Source organism: Sphingomonas adhaesiva, from assembly GCF_036946125.1.
In the GTDB taxonomy this organism is placed as follows: Bacteria; Pseudomonadota; Alphaproteobacteria; order Sphingomonadales; family Sphingomonadaceae; genus Sphingomonas; species Sphingomonas adhaesiva_A.
This window is the reverse complement of sequence record NZ_JAQIJT010000002.1, coordinates 1991178-2013066: the sequence shown is the minus strand read 5'-3', so window position 1 is coordinate 2013066 and position 21889 is coordinate 1991178. Positions and strand designations below refer to the sequence as shown.

The window sequence follows — 21889 nt, the reverse complement described above, 5'->3', positions numbered from 1 at the left end:
GGGGTTGGGGTGGGGCAGTCAAGGGCGATCGTCTCGGTGAGACATCCCTCACCCCCTACCCCTCCCCTGAAGGGGAGGGGCTTTCAAGGCCTCAGAACGACAGCCCCATCGCGGTCTTCACGCCGGGCAGCGCCTTCACCCTCGCCAGCAGGTCCGCGTTCACCGCCTCGTCCACCGACAGCAGCAGCACCGCCTCGCCACCGGCCTGACGGCGGCCCAGGTGGAAGGTGCCGATGTTGACCCCCGCCTCGCCCAGCAGGGTGCCCAGACGCCCGATGAACCCGGGCGCGTCCTCGTTGACCACGTACAGCATCGGGCCGGCCAGATCGGCCTCGACCTTGATCCCGAACAGCTCGACCAGTCGCGGCGCGGCGTCGCCGAACAACGTGCCGACGACCGAGCGCTCGCCGTCCGCGGTGCGCACCGCGACGCGCAGCAGCGTGTGGTAGTCGCCCTCGCGCTCGGTGCGGATCTCGCGCACCTCCATGCCGCGGTCGCGCGCCAGCACCGGCGCGTTGACCATGTTCACCGTGTCGGTCTGCGTGCGCAGGAAGCCGGTGAGCACGGCGGAGGTGATCGGCTTCGGATTGAGGTCCGCGGCCGCACCCTCGCGGTGGATCGACACGCGGTCGATCGCGCCGGTCGCCAGCTGCCCGACCAGCGAGCCCAGCTTCTCCGCCAGCCCCATGTACGGGCGCAGCTTCGGCGCTTCCTCCGCCGACAGGCTGGGCATGTTCAGCGCGTTGGTGACGCCGCCGTCGACCAGATAGTCGGCCATCTGCTCGGCGACCTGGATCGCCACGTTCACCTGCGCCTCGTTGGTCGACGCGCCCAGATGCGGCGTGGAGATGAAGTTGGGGGTGCCGAACAGCGGGCTCTCCTTCGCCGGCTCGGTCACGAACACGTCCAGCGCCGCACCCGCGATATGCCCGCTGTCGAGCCCCGCCTTCAGCGCCGCCTCGTCGATCAGCCCGCCGCGCGCGCAATTGACGATGCGCACGCCCTTCTTGGTCTTGGCGAGATTTTCCGCCGACAGGATGTTGCGGGTCTGGTCGGTCAGCGGCGTGTGCAGGGTGATGAAATCGGCGCGCGCCAGCAGCTCGTCCAGCGTCACCTTGGTCACGCCCAGCTCGACCGCGCGCTCCTCGGTCAGGAACGGATCGAACGCGACGACCTTCATCTTCAGCCCCAGCGCGCGATCGGCGACGATCGAGCCGATGTTGCCCGCGCCGATCAGCCCCAGCGTCTTGGCGGTCATCTCGACACCCATGAAGCGGTTCTTCTCCCACTTGCCCGCCTGCGTCGAGGCGTCCGCCTCCGGCAATTGCCGCGCCAGCGCGAACATCAGCGCGATGGCGTGTTCGGCGGTGGTGATCGAATTGCCGAACGGCGTGTTCATGACCACCACGCCCTTCGCCGAGGCGGCGGGGATGTCGACGTTGTCGACCCCGATCCCGGCGCGCCCGACCACCTTCAGGTTGGTCGCGTGGTCCAGGATGTCCTTGGTCACCTTGGTCGAGGAGCGGATGGCGAGGCCGTCATACTGGCCGATGATCGCCTTCAGCTCGTCGGGGGTCTTGCCGGTGATCTCGTCCACCTCGACTCCGCGCTCGCGGAAGATTTCGGCAGCGCGCGGGTCCATCTTGTCGGAAATCAGTACCTTGGGCATGTTCGGCTATCCTTGAACGGCACCGTCACCCCGGCCTCGAGCCGGGGTCCCGCTCTTTTCGGCGGGCGGTGAAGAAGAAGAAGAAGCGGGACCCCGGCTCAAGGCCGGGGTGACGCGAAGGGATCAGGCAGCGGCCCTGGCGGTGGCATAGGCCCAGTCGAGCCACGGCCCCAGCGCCTCGATATCCGCGGTGTCGACGGTGGCGCCGCACCAGATGCGCAACCCCGGCGGCGCATCGCGATAGCCGCCGATGTCGAGCGCGGCGCCTTCGGCCTCCAGCAGCGACACCATCTTCTTGATGACCGCTTCGTCCGCATCCACCGTCAGGCACACGCTGGTCTTCGACCGCGAGGCTTCGTCCTGCGCCAGATGCCCCAGCCAGTCGCGCGTCGCGACGATCCGGTCGAGCGCCGCGGCATTGGCGTCGGAGCGCTTGATGAGGCCGCCCGCGCCCAGCGACTTGGCCCATTCCAGCGACCAGATCGCATCCTCGACCGCCAGCATCGACGGCGTGTTGATCGTCTCGCCCCTGAACACGCCCTCGGTCAGCTTGCCCTTGGAGACGAGGCGGAACACCTTCGGCAGCGGCCAGGCGGGGGTGTAGCTTTCCAGCCGCTCGACCGCGCGCGGGCCCAGGATCAGGACGCCGTGCGCGCCTTCGCCGCCCAGCACCTTCTGCCAGCTGAACGTCGCGACGTCGATCTTGTCCCACGGCAGGTCGTAGGCGAACACGCCCGACGTCGCGTCCGCGAAGGAGAGCCCCTCGCGATCGTCCGCGATCCAGTCGCCATCGGGAACGCGCACGCCGCTGGTGGTGCCGTTCCAGGTGAAGAGGACGTCGTTCGACCAGTCGACCGCGCTCAGGTCCGGCAGCTGGCCGTAATCGGCGCGCAGGACGGTGGGATCGATCTTCAGCTGCTTGACCGCGTCGGTCACCCAGCCCTCGCCGAAGCTTTCCCACGCCAGCGCGGTGACCGGGCGCGCGCCCAGCATCGTCCACATCGCCATCTCATACGCGCCCGTGTCGGAGCCGGGGACGATGCCGATGCGGTGGGTGTCGGGCAGGTCGAGCAGTTCGCGCATCAGGTCGATGCAATATTGCAGCCGCTGCTTGCCCAGCTTCGAGCGGTGCGAACGCCCGAGGACGTCGGTCGCGAGCTTGGCCGGATCGTATCCCGGCGGCTTGGCGCAGGGGCCGGAGGAAAAATGGGGGCGTGCCGGCCTGGTGGCGGGCTTCGCAGGCGCAAGAGTGGCGTCGGCGGCAATCGAATCGGTCATATAGACTCTCCTCACAGAGAGCACGCGCGGCGTTGGGACCGCGTGGCCCGTCGACGGCCCTAGCGGCGCGGGGCGGGGTTGGCAACCGCCCGTCGCAGCGCAGAATCGTTCCGTCACCGGCGGACTTGTGCCGGCCGTCATTATTCTCCCTAAGTTCCCCGGCGAAGGCCGGGTCCAGATGGGAGCGGGTGGTGATGATGCGTAAGCCGCTTCCAACTGGGCCCCGGCCTTCGCCGGGGAACAAGCGGTCGTGGCAGGCTCGGCTCGTTCCCGTCACCGCCCTGATCCTCGCCGCCTGCGGTCGTTCCGATCGCCCGGCGCCGGTCGGCCCGGTCGCGCCGCCGCGGCCCGAGGTGCAGGCGCCGTCCGACCGCGAGACCGCGCAGTGCCTGGCCGACCTGCGCGCGCTGGGGGTCGATTTCCAGCGGCTGCCCGATCGCCCTTCGATGGGGCGCGGCTGCGGCCTCGTCGGTACGGTCAAGCTGCTCGACATCGGCGTGCCCACCGCCAATCTGGGGGCGGTCCGCTGCGGCGAGGCGCGCGCCTATGCATCCTGGGCGCGCAACGGCGTCGCGCCCGCGGCGTACCAGATCCTCGGCTCCGAACTGTCGCGCGTCGTCAGCATGGGCAGCTATGCCTGTCGCGACACGGTGGGGACGACGGGACCCGCGCGCCGCTCCGGCCACGCCATCGCCAATGCGATCGACATCGGCGCGTTCGAGCTGAAGGACGGGCGCCGCATCTCGATCCTGCGCGACTGGAATTCGCCCGATCCCGACATCCGCCGTTTCCTGGAGACGGTCCGCACCTCCGCATGCCGCCGCTTCGGCACCGTCCTGACCCCCGATTTCAACGCCGCGCACCGCGATCATCTGCACCTGGAGGATGACGGAAAGCGGTTCTGCCGGTAATTCAGGTGTCTTGCCGCGGTCACGGCGCGTGACTACACCCCGCGAATGACAGAAACCCGCGTACCCAGCCGCGTCTTCCCGCGCGCGAAACAGGATGCCGAAGTCGCCAAGACCGGCATCTCCACCCCCCAGACCGAAAGCCCGGCGTACACGCTCGCGTTCCAGGACATGGATTTCCTGCTGCGCGAGGACCTGCGCCCGGTCCGCTTCCAGCTCGAACTGCTCAAGACGCAGCTGATCCTCGAGGAAGCGCATATCGGCTCCACCTTCGTCTTCTACGGCTCGGCCCGCATCCCGGAGCCGTCGAAGGCGCAGGCGCTGCTCGATCTGGCCACCGACGAGAAGAGCCGCCGCATCGCCGAGCGGCTGGTGGCGAAGAGCAAATATTACGACATGGCGCGCGAACTGGCGCAATTGTGCTCCAACTTCCCGCGTGACGAGTCCGGAAAGCGGCATTTCGTGGTGTGTTCGGGCGGCGGCCCCTCGATCATGGAGGCCGCGAACCGCGGTGCGGCGGACGTTCACGCCGAATCGATCGGGCTGAACATCGTCCTGCCGCACGAACAGGCGCCCAATCCGTACGTCACGCCCGCGCTCAGCACGCAATTCCACTATTTCGCGCTGCGCAAGATGCACTTCCTGCTCCATGCGCGCGCGCTGGCCGCGTTCCCCGGCGGGTTCGGGACGTTCGACGAACTGTTCGAGCTGCTGACGCTCATCCAGACCGGCAAGGTGGAGCCGATGCCGGTGCTGCTGTTCGGCCGCGAATTCTGGGAGCGGGTCGTCAATTTCGACGCGCTGGTCGAGGAAGGCGTGGTGTCGGAGCGCGATCTGGGCATCTTCCGCTACGTCGAAACCGCGGCGGAGGGCTGGGCGGTCGTCCAGCAATTCTACCAGGAGCGTGCCGCGCAGGCGGCGCGCTGACGCTGCCGGCCGGGGAGGACGACGTGAGCGACTGGCCGATCGACGACATCGCCGCGGAACTGCGCGCCGCGCGCGACGACTGGCGCGCCGCGCACCCCCGCCACGGCGAGGCGGGGTTTCCGTCGCGCCAGGTGATGCGCGGCGTCGTGGCCGACCTGTTTGCCGCGCTGTTCCCCGCCCGGCTGGGGCATGACGGCGCACCGCCCGCGGACGAGCATGGCTATGTGCGCGAGACGCTGGCGCGTGCGCTCGACCGGCTGGCGCAGCAGGTGCGGCTGGAGCTGCTCTACGATCGCGCCGATCCGGCGCGCGCGCAGGAGGTCGTCGCCACCTTCGCCCGGCGCCTGCCCGCGATCCGCCGCCTGCTCGACAGCGATGTCGAGGCGGCGTTCGCGGGCGATCCCGCGGCCCGCAGCGTCGACGAGATCCTGCTGTGCTACCCGTGCGTCACCGCGATCCTGTGCCACCGGCTCGCGCACGAGCTGTACCGGCAGGGGATGACGCTGGTCGCGCGGATGATCGCGGAGCTGGCGCATTCCGAAACCGCGATCGACATCCATCCGGGCGCCACGATCGGGCGCGGCTTCTTCATCGACCACGGCAGCGGCGTGGTGATCGGCGAGACCGCGGTGATCGGCGAGCGCGTGCGCGTCTATCAGGCGGTGACGCTGGGCGCGCGCAGCTTCCCCGCGGACGAGGACGGCGCGCTCATCAAGGGCATCGCACGCCATCCGATCATCGAGGACGACGTCGTGATCTATGCCGGTGCGACGATCCTGGGGCGGGTCACGATCGGCGCGGGATCGGTGATCGGCGGCAACGTGTGGCTGACCGAAAGCGTACCGCCGCGCAGCGCCATCCATCAGGCCTGTGCGGAGCGCGCGACCGTCGCGGCGACGCTGCCGCCGGGGCATGTCGTGGCCGAGGACGTGCGGGGCTGAGGTTGCTCCCGTCACCCCGGCCCTGAGCGGGACGTTTGCAAAACGGGTGCAACGGCGTCGAGCCCACGCCGTGCTCCTGGGCAGGCAGGAGCCCAGGGTCAGGCAGAACGACGCCTGTAGGGACCGGCAACCCAGGGCTCCTGCCTTCGCAGGAGCACGGTGGAGACTTTTACAAAGGTCCCGCCCTGAGCCGGGATGACGGGGGAGGCTGGACGGACCTTCTGCCCACGACCGCCGTTGCCGCGGCGTTCATTCTTCGTCACGGACGCGTGCATGATCCTCGCCACCACCGCCACCTGGGGCATTTGCGCGCTGTCGACCGCGGGCGTGATCGTGCGCCCGTTCCGCTGGCCGGAGGCGATCTGGGCGGTGCTGGGCGCGGTCGTCCTGCTCGTCGCGGGGCTACTGCCGCTGTCCGCCGCCATCGCCGCGGCGGGGAAGGGCGGCGACGTCTATCTCTTCCTGATCGGCATGATGCTGCTGAGCGAAACCGCGCGGCGGCACGGCCTGTTCGACTGGGTCGCGGCGACCGCGGTGCGCCATGCGAGGGGCTCGACGCCGCGACTGTTCGCGCTGGTCTATGCCGCGGGGGTCGTCACGACGACGTTCCTGTCGAACGACGCGACCGCGGTCGTGCTGACGCCGGCGGTCTATGCCGCCGCGCGCCATGCCCGCGCCGATCCGCTGCCGCTGCTGTTCGCCTGTGCGCTGGTCGCCAATGCCGCCAGCTTCGTGCTGCCGATCTCCAACCCGGCGAACCTCGTCCTCTATGGCGGGACGATGCCGCCGCTGGGGCAGTGGTTCGCGTCGTTCGCCTGGCCTTCGCTCGGTGCGATCGTCGTCACCTTCGCCGCGCTGCGCTGGGCCGAGCGGGCGCGGATCGCGGGCACCTGCGCGACCGACGTGGCGCGCGACGCGCTGTCGTCGGGGGGCAAGGCGGCGCTGGCGGGGATCGTCGCGACCGCGGCCGTGCTGCTGGCGGCCTCCGCGCTCGACCGCGCACTGGGGTTGCCGACGTGCATCGCGGGGGTGGCGACCACACTGTTCGTCGCGGCGATGACGCGCACCTCGCCGCTCGGGATCGCGCGCGACGTCTCGTGGAGCGTCCTGCCGCTGGTGGCGGGGCTTTTCGTGCTGGTCGAGGCGCTCGATCGCAGCGGGGTGATCGCGGCGATCGCGGCGTGGCTGCGTGCGCTGTCCGCCGATCCGACGCAGGCGGCGGCGGTCGCCGGGGGCGCGCTGGCGGTGGGGTCGAACCTCGTCAACAACCTGCCGGCCGGATTGATCGCGAGCGAGGCGGTGGCGCAGGCGCATCCGCCGCGGCTGGTGGTCGATGCGCTGCTGATCGCGGTCGACCTGGGTCCCAACCTGTCGATCACCGGGTCGCTGGCGACCATCCTGTGGCTGCAGGCGATCCGGCGGGAGGGCGAGGACGTCGGCTTCCGGCGTTTCCTGAAGGTCGGTGCGGTGACGATGTTCCCCGCGCTCGCGGTCGCTTTGGGCGCGCGGCTGCTGATCGGGTAGCGGCGAGTCCGCTCGCGATGACGGGTAAACGCACACCCGATGTCCGGCGTTGCCCCCGCGCACGGGGCTCACGCGTTGGCGCGCGCATGACGATCCTGATCCCGGTGCTGGGCGACCAGCTGTCGCACGGCCTCGCCTCGCTGCGCGACGTGGCGCCGGACGAGGCGGTCGTGCTGCTGATGGAGGTGGCACAGGAGACGACCTATGTCCGCCATCACCAGCGCAAGATCGCGCTGATCCTGTCGGCGATGCGGCATTTCGCCGACGAGCTGCGCGCGGCGGGCTGGCGCGTGGACTATATCCGGCTCGACGATCCGGCCAACACCGGCAGCTTCACCGGCGAGGTAGCGCGCGCGGTGAAGCGGCATGCCGCGCGCGCGGTCCGCATCGTCGAGCCCGGCGAATGGCGCGTGAAGGAGATGATCGACGGCTGGGCCGGCTCGCTCGGCGTGCCGGTCGAGGTCATTCCCGACGACCGCTTCATCTGTTCGCTGCTGGAGTTCCAGACCTGGGCGCAGTCGCGCAACGATCTGGTGATGGAGTTCTTCTACCGCGAGATGCGGCGCAAGACCGGGCTGCTGATGACGGCCGACGGCAAGCCGGAGGGCGGCCGGTGGAATCTCGACAAGGAGAACCGTGCGCCCCCCAAGCGCGGGGTCAATTACCCCGAACCGCTCGCGGTCGCGCCCGATGCGATCACGCGCGAGGTGATGGCGTTGGTCGCCGCGCGCTTCGGCGACCATTTCGGGCGGCTGGAGGGGTTCGCGCTTCCGGTCACCGCGGCACAGGCGCGCCGCGCGCTGACGCATTTCGTCCGCACCGCGCTGCCGCATTTCGGCACGTTTCAGGATGCGATGGTCACCGGGCAGGACTGGCTGTTCCACAGCTGGCTCAGCCCCGCGATCAACCTGGGGCTGCTGACCCCGCTGGAGGTCGCGACGGCCGCCGCGCAGGCCTATACCGCGGGCGACGTGCCGCTGAACGCGGCGGAGGGCTTCGTCCGCCAGATCATCGGCTGGCGCGAATATGTCCGCGGCTATTACTGGCTGGAGATGCCCGAGGTGGCGGACGCCAATGCGCTGGGCGCCACGCGCGCGCTCCCCGACTTCTACTGGACGGGGGACACCGACATGCTGTGTGTGGCGGAGGCGGTGCGCAACACCCGCGACCACGGCTATGCGCACCATATCCAGCGGCTGATGGTGCTCGGCAATTTCGCGATGCTGGCGGGCGTACGGCCGCAGGAGGTCGCCGACTGGTTCCTGGTCGTCTATGCCGACGCCTATGAATGGGTCGAACTGCCCAACGTCATCGGGATGAGCCAGCACGCCGATGGCGGGCGGATGGCGACCAAGCCCTATGCCGGGGGCGGCGCCTATATCGACCGCATGTCGGACCATTGCGGGGCGTGCCGGTACGACGTGAAGAAGAAGACCGGGGAGGGCGCGTGCCCGTTCAACGCGCTGTACTGGGACTTCCTCGCGCGGCACGAGCGGCGGTTCGCGCGCAACCGGCGGATGGCGAACATGTACGCGACGTGGAACCGGATGACGCCGGACACGCGGGCGGCATACCGCGACAGCGCGGCGGCGTTCCTGGCCACGCTGGCGCCCGCACGGCCGGGCTGGGCGCGGTCGTGAGCGGTCGTTGCGCGCGCCCCCGCACCGTGCGATAGGCGCCGCCCTTTCCCGGTGATCGAAGGAGCACCCGCGTGGCCGACGACATCGTTGCGCTGGGGCTCGACTTCGGCACCACCAATACCGTCGTCGCGGCGGCGGACGGCGCGGGACGGTCGCGGCTGATCGAGTTCGCGGGCGAGGCGGCGGCGGGCGCGGTGTTCCGCTCGGCGCTGTGCTTCTGGGAGGACGAGCAGGGCTGGAACGGCATCGCCAGCGAGGCGGGGCCGTGGGCGATCGACGAATATCTCCAGTCGCCGCTCGACAGCCGCTTCATTCAGTCGTTCAAGAGCGTCGCCGCCAGCCCGCTGTTCGACCGCGCGCTGATCTTCAACAAGCCGTTCCGGTTCGAGGATATAGGGCGGCTGCTGTTGCAGAAGCTGGTCATGCACGCCGGCGGGCAGCTGGATCGGCGCCCCGCGCGCGTCGTCGTCGGGCGTCCGGTCGAATATGCGGGGGCGCGCGCGGACGCGGCGCTGGCGCGGACGCGCTACGATGCGATGATGGCCGCGTTCGGGGCGCAGGTGCATTACGTCTACGAGCCGCTGGGCGCGGCGCACAGCTATGCCACGCGGCTGAGCGAGCCCGCGACGATCCTGGTCGCGGACTTCGGCGGGGGCACGACCGATTTCTCGATCGTGCGGGTCGCGGCGCCGGGCGCGGCGCGGCGCTGCGTGCCGCTCGCCAGCGCGGGCGTCGGGATCGCGGGCGACCGTTTCGATCAGCGGATCGTGACGCAGCTGGTGCTGCCGCTGCTGGGCAAGGGCGGGCAATATCGCTCGATGGGCAAGCTGCTGGAGATCCCCGGCGGCTATTTCAACGATGTCGCCGACTGGTCGCGCCTGGCGATGATGCGCAATCGCCGCACGCTGGAGGAGTTGCGCCGGCTCCAGCGCGACGCGCTCGACCCCGCGGCGATCGGGCGGATGATCGCGCTGATCGAGAACGAGCAGGGTTTTCCGCTCTACGACGCGGTCGGCCGCGTGAAGCGCGCGCTGTCGGACGCGGAGGTGGCACCGTTCCGGTTCGAGGGCGGCGGCGTGCGTATCGAGGCGGAGGTGCGCCGCGACGCGTTCGAGGCGTGGATCGCCGACGACCTGCGCCGGATCGAGGCGGCGATGAACGCCGCGCTCGCGAAGGCGGCGCTGCCGGTCGAGGCGATCGACCGCGTGTTCCTGACCGGCGGTTCCTCGCTGATCCCGGCGATCCGCGCGCTGTTCCTGCGCCGCTTCGGCGAGGAGCGGATCGCGACCGGGGGCGAGCTGACGTCGATCGCGCACGGCCTCGCGCTGATCGGGGCGGAGGACGACCTGACCCCCTGGACCGCCTGAGCGGGAACCGCCGCGCGCGCCTGCCGTTGCCGCGCGCATGAGGGTGGACGTGCTGATCGTGGGCGGTGGCCCGGCCGGGCTGACCGCGGCGATCTATCTCGCGCGTTTCCACCTGTCGGTCGTCGTGGCCGACCGCGGCGGCGGGCGCGCGACTCTGATCCCGCGGACGCGCAACCATGCGGGTTTCCCGGAGGGCATCGGCGGCGCGGAGCTGGTCGGGCGGATGCGCGATCAGGCCGCCCGCTACGGCGCGCGGCTGATCGATGCCGAGGTAACGGCGCTGGTGCGGCTGGAGGACGGTTTCGCCGCGGCGGCGGGGGAGCAGGAGGTGGCGGCGCGCGCGGTGCTGCTGGCGACGGGGGTGACCAACCACCGTCCCGCGATGGACGATGCCATGCATGATGCGGCGCTGGCGCGCGGGCTGCTGCGCTATTGCCCGATCTGCGACGGTTACGAGGTGACCGACCGCCGCGTCGCGGTGATCGGCACGGGCGAGCGCGGGGTCAGGGAGGCGCTGTTCCTGCGCAGCTATACCGCCGACGTCACGCTGATCGCCCCCGATGGCGCGCACGACCTCGACGCGGCGGCGCGGGCGGCGCTGGACGCGGCGGGCGTCGCCGTCGCGGAGGTCCCGTGCGGTCCGATCGCGCTGGCGGACGACGCGATCCTGATCGGCGGGCGGGCCTTCGACACCGCTTATCCCGCGATGGGTTCCGCGATCCATTCGGGGCTGGCGCGGATGCTGGGGGCGGAGGTCAGCCCCGACGGCTGCATGATCGTCGATGCGCACCAGCGCACCGGCGTCCGCGGCCTGTATGCCGCGGGCGACGTGGTGCTCGGGCTCGACCAGATCAGCCACGCCATGGGCGAGGGCGGGGTGGCGGCGACGACGATCCGCAACGACCTCGCCGCGCGCGTGCCGATCCGGCGCAGCGCATGACCCACCGCAAGCCGCATCTGCCGACCAAGACCTGTGTCGTGTGCCAGCGTCCGTTCGCCTGGCGCAAGAAATGGGCGCGCGATTGGGATCAGGTGAAATATTGCTCGGATCGGTGCCGGACGAGCGCGCGGGGGAAGGGCGATGCCGCCTAGCGACAGGGTTACTGTTCGCTTACCCTCAAAGCTGTAGGAAGGGGCGCCTCACCCACCGGATTCGTCGTTCCATGCGCTGTTTTGCCGCCTCGTGCCTGCTGCTCGCCATCGCCTCTCCGGCAGTGGCGGAGACGGTCGCGCTGAAGCCAGTGGTGGAGGCGCGGCTGCGCGAGGAGCATGTCGAGCAGGACGACCTGCCGCAGGACTCGGACGCGGTGACGGTGCGTGTCCGTTCGGGGCTGGAGGCGACGCGCGGGCGCTGGTCGGCGCTGGCGGAGGCGCAGGGCAATCTCGCCATCGTCGCAGACTATTACAACGGGGTGGAGGGACCTTCGACCCTCCGCCCGCTAATCGGCGATCCGCAGAGCATCGCGCTGTACCGCGCGCAGATCCAGTATCGCGCGCCCGGTGCCACCGTCACCGCGGGGCGGCAGCGCATCATGCTGGAGGACGAACGCTTCGTCGGCGGCGCGGCGATCCGCAACAACGGCCAGACCTTCGACGCGGTGCGCGCGCAGCTCGAACCGCTGAAGGGGGTGACGGCGGACGTCACCTATGTGTGGAACGTGTGGACCGTCTGGGGCATCGACGGCACCGGCGCGCGCCCGCGCTCGATCGGCGGCGACACCGTCTTCGCCACCCTGGGCGTCGCGACGCCGGTCGGCACCGTCACCGGCTTCTCCTATCTGCTCGACCTGGACGAGGCGGCATTGCAGGGCTTCCGCCTGTCCAGCCAGACCTATGGCGCGCGCCTCGTCGGATCGCGCGCGTTCGGCCAGGCCAGGCTGACGTGGCAGGGGAGCTATGCGCGTCAGTCCGACTATGCGCGCAACCCCAATCGCTTCCGCGCCGATTACTGGATGGCGGACGTCGCGCTCGATCTGGGCGGCCCGCGCGTCGGCGCGGGGCGTGAGGTGCTGGGGGCCGATGACGGCCGCGCGCTGACCAGCTTCCAGACCCCGCTGTCGGCGATCTTCAAGTTCCAGGGCTGGGCCGACAAGTTCACCACCACCCCGCCCGACGGCATCCGCGACGCCTATGCCAGCGCCGGCTGGGGGTGGAAGCAGGTCGGGCGGTGGAGCGGCGTGTCGCTTCAGGCGGTGTACCACCGTTTCGACAGCGACCGGCTGGTGCGGCGATATGGCGACGAGATCGACCTGCTCGCCGCCGGCAAGCTGGGGCGCACGCTCGCCAGCCTGCGCTATGCCGACTACCGCGCCAAGGGATTCGGCGCGGATACCAAGAAGCTGTGGCTGCAGTTCGACTGGGTGCTGTGAGCGTTTGATACCTCCGTCACCCCGGACGTGTTCGAAACCTCTGCGAAACGCAGTTCCTTGTTCCCCGGCGAAGGCCGGGGCCCAGCTGGGGGACGGTGGTAACAGACGGAAAAGCCACGCCAACTGGACCCCGGCCTGCGCCGGGGAACGGCGACATTGTCGATCGATCCACGACGTTCGCAGAGGTTTTCGATTTGTTCCGGCATGACGGTTTGCCCCGAACACTTCCCACAAACGCCGCGCATTCCTATCCTGTCGGCATCACGATAGGACGACCCGATGACCTCTACCTTGCTCGATCCGCTGGCGCTGCCGGACTTCACCGCGCTCACGCCGGACGCCATTGCCCCCGCGCTCGACGCCGCGATCGCGCGCCATGCCGATGCGGTCGCCACCGTCACCCGCGACCGGCCGACGACGTTCGATCAGGCGTGGCTGCCGCTGGAGCGCGCCGAGGCGGCGATCGACGCGCTCTGGTCGGCGGTGTCGCACCTGCGCGGCGTGGCGGACACGCCGGAGCTGCGCGCCGCGCATGCCGCGGGGCAGGAGAAGCTCGTCCAGCATTCGATGGCGGTGGCGCAGAACCGCGACCTGTACGAGGTGCTGACCGCGCTCCAGGCGTCCCCCGCCTTCGCCGACCTGCCGCAGGCGGATCGCGTCGCGGTGGAATACGCCATCCGCGACTTCACGCTGGCGGGCGTCGCCCTCGACGCGGAGGATCGCGACCGCTTCGCCGCGATCTCGGTCGAGCTGTCGACGCTCTCGACGGAGTTCGGCAGCGCGCTGCTCGACGCGACCGACGCGTGGAGCGAGCACCTCACCGACGGGGGGCGGCTCGCCGGCCTGTCCGACACGGACAAGGCGATGTTCGCCGCCGCCGCGCAGGCGAAGGGGCTGGACGGCTGGCTCGTCACGCTCCAGCAGCCCAGCGTCAACGCGGTGCTGACCTTCGCCGAGGATCGCGACCTGCGCGCCGCGGTGTACCGCGCCTATGGCACCCGCGCCTCCGACCAGGGGCCGAACGCGGGCGAATACGATAACGGCCCGCGGATCGCGCGCATCCTGGAGCTGCGGCGCGAAGCGGCGAAGCTGCTCGGCTTCCCCGATCCCGTCGCCTGGTCGCTGGAAACCAAGATGGCGCCCAATGCGGGCGAGGTGCTGGCCTTCCTGCGCGACCTCGGCAAGCGCGCTCGCCCGGCGGCGGAGCGCGATCTGGAGCAATTGCGCGCCTTCGCGGCGGAGACGCTGGGGATCGCCGATTTTCAGCCCTGGGATGCCGGCTTCGCCGCCAACCGCCTGCGCCAGGCGCGCTTCGCGGTCGACGAGCAGGAGGTGCGCGGCTATTTCCCGGTCGAGCGCGTCACCGCGGGGTGGCAGGCGCTGCTGGGGCGGCTGTTCGGGATCAGGCTGGTCGAACGCACCGACGTCGCGCTGTATCACCCCGATGCGCGCTATTTCGATGTGGTGGACGATGCGGGCGAGGTGTTCTCCGGCCTCTATCTCGACCTGCACGCCCGCCCCGGCAAGCGCGGCGGCGCGTGGATGGCGCAGGCGCGCCCGCGGCTTCATGACGGCAACATGGTGCGCGTGCCGGTCGCCTATCTGGTCTGCAACTTCGCGCCGGCCGGCGGTGCCGCGCCCTCGCTGCTGAGCCACAACGACGTGGTCACCCTGCTGCACGAGACGGGGCATTGCCTCCACCATCTGTTCACCCGCGTCGATCGCCCGTCGATCGCGGGCACCAGCGGGTTCGAATGGGATGCGGTGGAACTGCCCAGCCAGCTGATGGAGGATTTCGCCTGGGACCGCGAGGTGCTGACCGGCATGTCGGGGCATCACGCGACCGGCGCGCCGCTGCCGCCCGAACTGTTCGAGAAGATGGTGTCTGCGCGCCGTTTCCAGTCGGGCATGTTCATCGTGCGCCAGCTGGAATTCGCGCTGTTCGACCTGCTGCTTCACCTCGGCACGCTGGGCAGCGACCCGATGGAGGTGATCGAGGCGGTGCGCGACGAGGTGTCGGTGATCCGCCCGCCGGAATGGCACCGCTTCCCGCACGGCTTCGCGCATATCTTCGCGGGCGGCTACGCCTCGGGCTATTACAGCTATCTGTGGGCCGAGGTGCTGGCGGCGGACGGCTTCCTGCGCTTTGCCGAGGCCGGGCTGGTCGACCGCGCGACGGGGACGGCGTTCCGCGAGGAAGTGCTGGCGAAGGGCGCGACGCGACCGGCGGCCGACAGCTTCCGCGCGTTCCGCGGGCGCGATGCCGATCCCACCGCGATGCTGGCGCGGCACGGTCTGCTGGAGGTGGTGGAGAAGTGAGCATCCTGATCCTCACCACCGGGGGCACGATCGACAAGCTGTATTTCGACGCGCTGAGCGAGTATCAGATCGGCGACAGCGTGGTGGAGCGGCTGCTGCGCACCGCGCGCGTCGCGCCCGCGTTCCGCGTGCGGGAATTGATGCGCAAGGACAGCCTGGAGATCACCGACGACGACCGCCGCGCGATCGTCGCGGCGGTGCGCGAGGCGCCGGAGGAGCGCGTGATCGTCACCCACGGCACCGACACGATGACCGACACCGCGCACGCGCTGGGCGACGGCGCGGGCAAGACGGTGGTGCTGGTCGGCGCGCTGGCGCCGGCGCGGTTCGCGGAGAGCGACGCGACCTTCAACCTGGGCATGGCCTTCGCCGCGGCGCAGGTGGCGCGGCCGGGGGTGTGGATCGCGATGAACGGCACGATCTTCGACGGCGCGAAGGTGCGCAAGGATCGCTCGATCAACAGCTTCGTCGCGGCGTGATCGTCACCCCGGCCTTGCGCCGGGGGTGACGGGTGAAACGGGCGGGCCATTCACCAAATCCGCCCCGTCATGCCGGGCCTGTCCCGGCATCCAGAGGCCCATGCGCCTTACCGACCGTCGGGGCGCGGAATCCTGGACCCCGGAACAAGTCCGGGGTGACGTTGAAGATGGGGCTATCCGCGCGCTACGTCACCGCGCGCAGGTATCCCCCGCACCCGCATCCAGATCGAGGCAGCGTCCGTCGAGCCCCGACACCTTCAGCCCGATCGTCGCCGCCAGCGTCGGGGCGATGTCGACCGTCTCGACCGACAGCGGCTGTTCGAACGCGGTCATCCCCTTGCGCCAGAACAGGATCGGGACGCGGCGGTCGTAATCCCACGGGCTGCCGTGCGTTTCGACATAATAGGGCGCCGGCGCGATGATCGAGGTGACGCGCGGCTTCAGCAGCACGGTCAGGTCGCCCGAGCGCTGCGGGTCGAACGAGGCGCGCGCGCGCTCCAGCAACGTCCAGTTCTCCGGCGGCGTCGTCGCCATCGGCGTCGCCGCGATCTCGTCGCGGGTCAGCGCGGCGGCGACCTGCGGCATCGCGAGATAGCGGCGCTTCGCCTCCGCGAGCACCTGCGCGCGCCGCGCCCTGGGCACCGAATCGGCGATATAGACGTCGCCCTCCGGCCCGAGCAGCACGGGGCCGGCGATGCCCAGGTCGCGCCCGATCGCGGCGCCCACCGTCTTCGCCATCGATGCCGGGTCGAGGTGCGATTCCATCGGCATCGCGCGCTGCACCTGCCGCTCGGTCATGTCGTGTGCGCCGTGATCGGCGGTCAGCATGACCTCGTAATCCACGCCCTGCTGGTCGAGGAAGGCGAGGAAGCCGCCGATCGTCTGGTCGAACTGCTCCATCTGGATGCACATCTCGGCCCCCTGCGTGCCGCGCGAATGGCCGACGTAATCGGTCGCCGACGCGCCGATCGCGATCAGGTCGGTGGCCGGGCCCTGCCCCAGCTTCATGTCCTGGATCAGTCCCGCCGCCAGCGCGAAGACCGCGCCGTCGAGCGCGGGCGAGGCGCGGAACGCCTTGGCGTCGCCCGCCGCGCGCTCGAACCGGCCGGTGCCCAGCGTCTGCTCGCCGACCGCGATCGGCTGCGACAGGCCCTTGCAATAGCCCGGCAGCGGCAGCGCCTCCTGCGGCGCCGCCAGCAGCGCGGCGACCGCGGTATTGGCGCGCGTCACCACGGCCGGCTCCTGCCGCCCGGCGAGCGAGATGAAGCTCTTGCCGCCCCAGAACCAGATCTGGTCGGTGTCGTGCCCGCCCATCATGATCGCGGCGCGGTCCTTGCCCGCGACCGAGACGACGCGCGTGCGCGGATCGGCGCGCTTCATCATGTCGCCCAGCGTCGGCACCTTCAGGTGGATGTCGGACGGCGTGTATTTCTCGTGGTCGCTGCCGGGCGCGGTCTCGTCCTCCGCGCAATAGACCAGCTTGTCGGGGCGGACGGCCGACTGGTCGAGCCAGGTGTTGGCGACGATCCCGGTATGCGCGGGCCGCATGCCGGTCAGGATCGTGGAGTGGCCCGGGCACGTCTCGGTCGCGGCATGGCTCTGATAGCCCGCCGGGAAGACCACGCCGCCCGCCAGCCGCGCCATGCCGTCGCTGAAGCGGTTGCGATATTGCGCGAACAGGTCGGCGGAGAATTGATCGACCGAGATCGCGACGATCAGCTTCGGCGGTATGCGCGGCGCGGCCGGAGCGGGGGCCGCTGCCGTCTGGGCCATCGCGGGCGCGGCGGTGGTGGTGAGCAGGAGGGCGGCGAGAAGCGCTTTCATGGAGCGGGCCTGATGCAAGAGGGATCGGTTGCGGCTATGAGCCGCGGATGATGCTCAGGCAAGCTGTGCGCGCGGCGCTTTTCATCCTCATGACAGCCTGTTGCGCGTTGCCGGCCGCCGCGCAGCCGGCGCGGCACGTCGCGATTCAGCTGGTGGCGGAGAGCACGACCCCCGCGCCGGGGCGGGAGGTGGCTCTGGCGTTCGCGGCGACGCCGCAGCCGGGCTGGCACGGATACTGGAAGAACCCCGGCGATGCCGGGGTGGAGACGCGCGTCGACTGGACGTTGCCCGCGGGCGTCACCGCGGCGCCGCTGGATTATCCGGTGCCGCAGCGCCTCGTCATCGCGGGGCTGATGAACCACGTCTATGAAAAGCCGTGGGCGCTGCTGACGCGCCTCACGATCCCCGCCGGGCTCGCCGGGGGGACGCGGCTGCCGGTCACGGCGAAGATCGACTATCTCGTCTGCACCACCGAAATCTGCGTGCCCGAAACGCAGACCCTGTCGACCGTGCTGACGGTCGGCGACGGCGCGATCGCGCCCGCGACGCGCGCGCGCTTCGATGCCTGGCGCAGCGCGCTGCCGCGCCCGCTGGATGCCGCCGCCACGTGGAGCCGCGCGGGCGACCGCTTCCGCCTGTCGGTGCCCTATCCGCGCGAGGCGGCGCTGGGAGAGGCGTGGTTCTATCCCGCCGCCGCCGGCGCGACCGACTATCCCGCGGCGCAGACCGTGACGCGCGACGGCGACCGCGTGGTGGTCGAGACGAAGGGGGCGGCCACGCCCGCGACGGGCACGATCGCGGGCGTGCTGGCGACGGGGGAGGGACGCGGCCTGTCGATCACGGCGCAGCCGGGCGAGGTCGCGATGCCGCGTTCCGGGGCGGACTGGCAGGCGGCGCTGGTCGCGTTCGCGGGCGCGGTGCTCGGCGGACTGCTGCTCAACGTCATGCCGTGCGTCTTCCCGATCCTCAGCCTCAAGGCGCTCGGGCTCGCGCGCTCGGGCGAGAGCGAGCGCCACGCGCGCGCGGAGGCGCTGGCCTATACCGCGGGCGTCGTGGCGGTGTGCGTCGCGCTGGGTGCGCTGCTGCTGGGGCTGCGGGCGGCGGGATCGAGCGCGGGCTGGGCGTTCCAGTTGCAGGATCCGCGCGTCATCGGCGTGCTGCTGCTGGTGACGGTGGCGATCGCGCTCAACCTCGCGGGGTTGTTCGAGCTGCCGACGCCCGAGTTCGCGGGCCGGAGCGGGGCCACCGGCGCCTTCATGACCGGCGCGCTCGCCGCCTTCGTCGCGACGCCGTGCACGGGGCCGTTCATGGCGGGGGCGATGGGCGCGGCGCTGGTGCTGCCCCCGGTCGCGGCGATCCTCGTCTTCGCCGGGCTGGGGCTGGGGATCGCGCTGCCGTTCCTCGCGATCGGCTTCGTGCCCGCGCTGCGCCGGCGGCTGCCGCGGCCGGGGGCGTGGATGGGGCGCGTGCGGCGCATTCTGTCGGTGCCGATGTTCCTGACCGCGCTCGCGCTCGCCTGGGTGCTAGGGCGGCAGGCGGGGGTCGACGGCATGACGCTGGGACTCGCCGCCGCGCTCTTGCTGGCGCTGGCGCTGTGGATCGCGGGGCGGCGGCAGCTGGCGGGGCTGGCGCGCGGCGGCTGGATCGCGGCCGCGGGCGCGCTGCTGGCCACCGCGGCGGTGGCGACGATCCGCCCGGCGGCGAAGCAGGAGCTCGCGCTCGCCGGTGCCGAGCCGTTCAGCGAGGCGCGGCTGGCGGCGCTGCGCGCACAGGGGCGTCCCGTCTTCGCCTATTTCACCGCCGACTGGTGCCTGACCTGCAAGGTGAACGAGAAGACCGCGATCGAGACCGCCGCCACCGCGCAGGCGTTCCGCCGCAATAAGGTGGCGGTACTGGTCGGCGACTGGACCGATGGCGACCCGGTGCTCGGGCGCTTCATCGAGCGCCACAACCGCGCCGGCGTGCCGCTGTACCTCTTCTACGCCCCCCGCGCGCCAGAGCCGCGGGTCATGCCGCAGGTGCTGACGACGGGCATGCTCGCGGCGTTGAAATAGGACACTTGTGCGCCGCAGCAAAGTGACGCAGCATGCGGCCAATTCGCAACACGCGCGTTATGGGGACCGATGGGGACACAGGCGTTCGACGAGGTCATGGGGGCGCCGAACGGCGGCAGCACCCGTACGGAACTGGCGGAGCTGCACCGCTGGCTGAGCGAGACGCCGCCCGACGAATTGCGACGACGCCAGCAATCCGCCGAAACGACCTTCCGCCAGCTCGGCATCACCTTCGCCGTGTACGGGGAGAGCGAGGCGAGCGAGCGGATCATCCCGTTCGATATCGTGCCGCGCGTCTTCCTGGCCGACGAATGGTCGCGTCTGTCGGAGGGGCTGGTCCAGCGGGTCGAGGCGATCAACGCCTTCCTGGTCGACATCTACGGAGAGCGCCGCATCCTGAAGGAGGGCGTGCTGCCCCCCGACCTGATCCTGGGCAATCCGCAATTCCGCCCCGAAATCGCGGGCTTCCGCCCGCCGCACGACGTGTGGGCGCATATCTGCGGGATCGATCTGGTCCGCACCGGGCCGGACGAATTCTACGTGCTGGAGGACAATGCCCGCACGCCGAGCGGCGTCAGCTACATGCTGGAGAACCGCGAGGCGATGGTGCGGCTGTGCCCCGAGCTGTTCTCCAAATTCCGCGTCGCCGCGGTCGACAGCTACCCGGACATGCTGCTGGAGACGATGCGATCGGTCGCGCCGCGCAGCGCGGGTCAGAACCCCAATTGCGTCGTCCTGACCCCGGGCCATTACAATTCGGCCTATTACGAACACAGCTTCCTCGCCGATTCGATGGGGATCGAGCTGGTGGAGGCCGCCGACCTCGTGGTCGACGACGACATCGTCTACATGCGCACGATCGCGGGGCGTGTCCGCGTCGACGTGATCTATCGCCGCGTCGACGACGACTTCCTCGACCCGCTGGTCTTCCGCGCGGATTCGATGCTGGGCGTGCCGGGGCTGATCGCGGCCTATGCCGCGGGCCATGTCGCGATCATCAACGCGCCGGGCAACGGCATCGCCGACGACAAGGCGATCTACAGCTACATGCCGGAGATCGTGAAATTCTACTCCGGCGGGGAGCCCAGGCTGCCCAATGTCGAAACCTACCGCTGCCGCGAGCCGGAGGCGCTGAGATACGTCCTCGACCATCTCGATCAGCTGGTGGTGAAGCTGGTCGACGGCTCGGGCGGATACGGCATGCTGGTCGGCCCGACCGCGTCGAAGGCGGAGGTGGAGACGTTCCGCGCCGCGCTGGTCGCGGAGCCGCAGCGCTATATCGCGCAGCCGACGCTCGCGCTCTCCACCGTGCCGACGCTGGCGGATAGCGGGCTGTGCCCACGCCACGTCGATTTCCGCCCCTTCGTCCTGACCGGGTCGCAGGGCGTGCGCGTGGTGCCCGGCGGGCTCACCCGCGTCGCGCTGCGCGAGGGGTCGCTGGTGGTCAATTCGTCGCAGGGCGGCGGGACCAAGGACAGTTTCGTGCTGATGGACAAGCGCTCAGAGATGACGCAGACCTCGCCCGGCATGACGCAGGGAATGGCCGGGATCGGCGGCTTCTCCGCGATGACGCAGACGACGGAGCCGCCCGCGCAGCCCGACACGCCGGAGCCGACGCACACCAAGGTGGACGGGGGCGATCACTGATGCTCAGTCGTACCGCTTCGTCGCTCTACTGGCTGGGCCGCTATATCGAGCGTGCGGACTTCATCGCGCGGCTGGTGGAGGCGACGCTGCGCCTCGACGTGCTGTCGACGCGCTCGGCGGGGGAGGATGCGTGGCGTTCCGCGCTGACCGTGACCGAGACCGAGGCCGGCTTCGCCGCGCGCGGGCTGTCGCTCTCGCGCGAGGAGGTGGCCCGTTTCCTGATCGGCGACGCGACCAATCCGGGGTCGATCCTGCGCAGCCTGGCGATGGCGCGCGACAATGCGCGCGCGGTGCGCACCGCGCTCAGCCGCGAGGCGTGGCAGGCGATCAACGGCGCCTGGCTGATCTTCGACCAGCGGATGAGCCGGCTCGATCCCACCGCGACGCTAGCGATCATGGATGCGGTGAAGGCGGAGACGCGCGGGTTCGAGGGCGCGCTGCACCGCATGCTGCGCAACCAGACGACGCTGTTCATCCGGCTGGGGCAGGCGCTGGAGCGGACCGACAATACCGCGCGGTTGCTGGACGTGAAGTATCACATCCTGCTACCCGAGGGCGAGCGCGTGGGCGGCACCGTCGACCGCGACCAATGGACCACGATCCTGCAGACGGTGTCCGCCGTCACCGCCTATCGCTGGTTGTATAACGAGGGGTTGAAGCCCGCCAACGTGATCGACCTGCTGCTCAGCCGCGCCGAACTGCCGCGCAGCCTCGCCGCCTCGACCGAGGAGACAGTGGCGGTGCTGACCGCGCTGGCGCGCTCCAGCGGGATGCAGGGCGAGGCGGACCGCATGGCGCGCACGCGTCAGGCGCGCGTGGTGAAGACCCGCACCGGGGACGTCATCGCCGCCGGGCTGCACCAGCATCTCCAGGCGCTGATCGCGGAAAATGCGATGCTGCACGAGGCGATCGGCCGCCAGTTCAAGTTCCACCTGTGATACAC

The 21889-nt window shown here is 70.5% G+C and carries 17 protein-coding genes; 14 read left to right on the top strand and 3 right to left on the bottom strand.

Going from position 1 to position 21889, the window contains the following annotated elements; genetic code table 11:
• Positions 1-91: 91 nt before the first annotated feature.
• Positions 92-1669, bottom strand: coding sequence for a phosphoglycerate dehydrogenase (serA, locus tag PGN23_RS15925; protein WP_335304012.1), 1578 nt, complete (start codon positions 1667-1669; stop codon positions 92-94).
• 123 nt (positions 1670-1792) lie between these two features.
• Positions 1793-2947 (bottom strand): phosphoserine transaminase, encoded by a 1155-nt coding sequence (locus PGN23_RS15920; protein WP_335304011.1) that lies wholly within the window; start codon positions 2945-2947, stop codon positions 1793-1795.
• A gap of 194 nt (positions 2948-3141) precedes the next feature.
• Here PGN23_RS15920 and PGN23_RS15915 point away from each other — a divergent pair, with 194 nt between their 5' ends.
• The 11 genes from PGN23_RS15915 (at position 3142) to PGN23_RS15865 (ending at position 15421) form a co-directional block, all read left to right on the top strand.
• Positions 3142-3858 carry an extensin family protein gene (locus PGN23_RS15915; RefSeq protein ID WP_335304009.1) on the top strand — a complete coding sequence of 239 codons (717 nt, stop codon included), beginning with the start codon at positions 3142-3144 and terminating at the stop codon, positions 3856-3858.
• 45 nt (positions 3859-3903) lie between these two features.
• Positions 3904-4782 (top strand): LOG family protein, encoded by an 879-nt coding sequence (locus PGN23_RS15910; RefSeq protein ID WP_335304007.1) that lies wholly within the window; start codon positions 3904-3906, stop codon positions 4780-4782.
• 23 nt (positions 4783-4805) lie between these two features.
• Complete coding sequence (gene epsC / locus PGN23_RS15905; protein WP_335304006.1) at positions 4806-5723, top strand: serine O-acetyltransferase EpsC; 918 nt, start codon at positions 4806-4808, stop codon at positions 5721-5723.
• Positions 5724-5996: 273 nt separating this feature from the next.
• Positions 5997-7247 carry an arsenic transporter gene (locus PGN23_RS15900; protein WP_335304005.1) on the top strand — a complete coding sequence of 417 codons (1251 nt, stop codon included), beginning with the start codon at positions 5997-5999 and terminating at the stop codon, positions 7245-7247.
• Between the two features lie 86 nt (positions 7248-7333).
• The gene (locus PGN23_RS15895) at positions 7334-8887 is read left to right on the top strand and encodes a cryptochrome/photolyase family protein (protein ID WP_335304004.1); all 1554 of its coding nucleotides are present in this window, start codon (positions 7334-7336) and stop codon (positions 8885-8887) included.
• Positions 8888-8958: 71 nt separating this feature from the next.
• The gene (locus tag PGN23_RS15890; protein WP_335304003.1) at positions 8959-10254 is read left to right on the top strand and encodes an Hsp70 family protein; all 1296 of its coding nucleotides are present in this window, start codon (positions 8959-8961) and stop codon (positions 10252-10254) included.
• A 37-nt stretch (positions 10255-10291) separates the two neighbouring features.
• The gene (locus PGN23_RS15885; RefSeq protein ID WP_335304002.1) at positions 10292-11194 is read left to right on the top strand and encodes an NAD(P)/FAD-dependent oxidoreductase; all 903 of its coding nucleotides are present in this window, start codon (positions 10292-10294) and stop codon (positions 11192-11194) included.
• Entirely contained in the window at positions 11191-11346 is a 156-nt protein-coding gene (locus tag PGN23_RS15880) for a DUF2256 domain-containing protein (protein WP_335304001.1), read from the top strand. Before PGN23_RS15885 ends, PGN23_RS15880 begins: the two co-directional genes overlap by 4 nt.
• A 71-nt stretch (positions 11347-11417) precedes the next feature.
• Positions 11418-12623 (top strand): hypothetical protein, encoded by a 1206-nt coding sequence (locus PGN23_RS15875; RefSeq protein WP_335304000.1) that lies wholly within the window; start codon positions 11418-11420, stop codon positions 12621-12623.
• 279 nt (positions 12624-12902) lie between these two features.
• A complete protein-coding gene (locus tag PGN23_RS15870; RefSeq protein WP_335303999.1) occupies positions 12903-14942 on the top strand; it encodes a M3 family metallopeptidase in 2040 nt (679 codons plus the stop codon).
• On the top strand, positions 14939-15421 hold the full coding sequence (locus PGN23_RS15865; protein ID WP_335303998.1) for an asparaginase domain-containing protein: 483 nt from the start codon (positions 14939-14941) through the stop codon (positions 15419-15421). Before PGN23_RS15870 ends, PGN23_RS15865 begins: the two co-directional genes overlap by 4 nt.
• Before the next feature lie 189 nt (positions 15422-15610).
• On the opposite strand, the gene PGN23_RS15860 is transcribed toward PGN23_RS15865, so the two are convergent.
• Positions 15611-17245, bottom strand: a complete 1635-nt coding sequence (locus tag PGN23_RS15860; RefSeq protein WP_335303997.1) for an alkaline phosphatase family protein — start codon at positions 17243-17245, stop codon at positions 15611-15613.
• Positions 17246-17295: 50 nt separating this feature from the next.
• Here PGN23_RS15860 and PGN23_RS15855 point away from each other — a divergent pair, with 50 nt between their 5' ends.
• From PGN23_RS15855 to PGN23_RS15845, 3 genes are all read left to right on the top strand, one after another.
• Complete coding sequence (locus PGN23_RS15855; protein WP_443019815.1) at positions 17296-19299, top strand: protein-disulfide reductase DsbD family protein; 2004 nt, start codon at positions 17296-17298, stop codon at positions 19297-19299.
• Positions 19300-19368: 69 nt separating this feature from the next.
• Positions 19369-20946 carry a circularly permuted type 2 ATP-grasp protein gene (locus tag PGN23_RS15850; RefSeq protein WP_335303996.1) on the top strand — a complete coding sequence of 526 codons (1578 nt, stop codon included), beginning with the start codon at positions 19369-19371 and terminating at the stop codon, positions 20944-20946.
• Entirely contained in the window at positions 20946-21884 is a 939-nt protein-coding gene (locus PGN23_RS15845; protein WP_335303995.1) for an alpha-E domain-containing protein, read from the top strand. Before PGN23_RS15850 ends, PGN23_RS15845 begins: the two co-directional genes overlap by 1 nt.
• Positions 21885-21889: the final 5 nt, after the last annotated feature.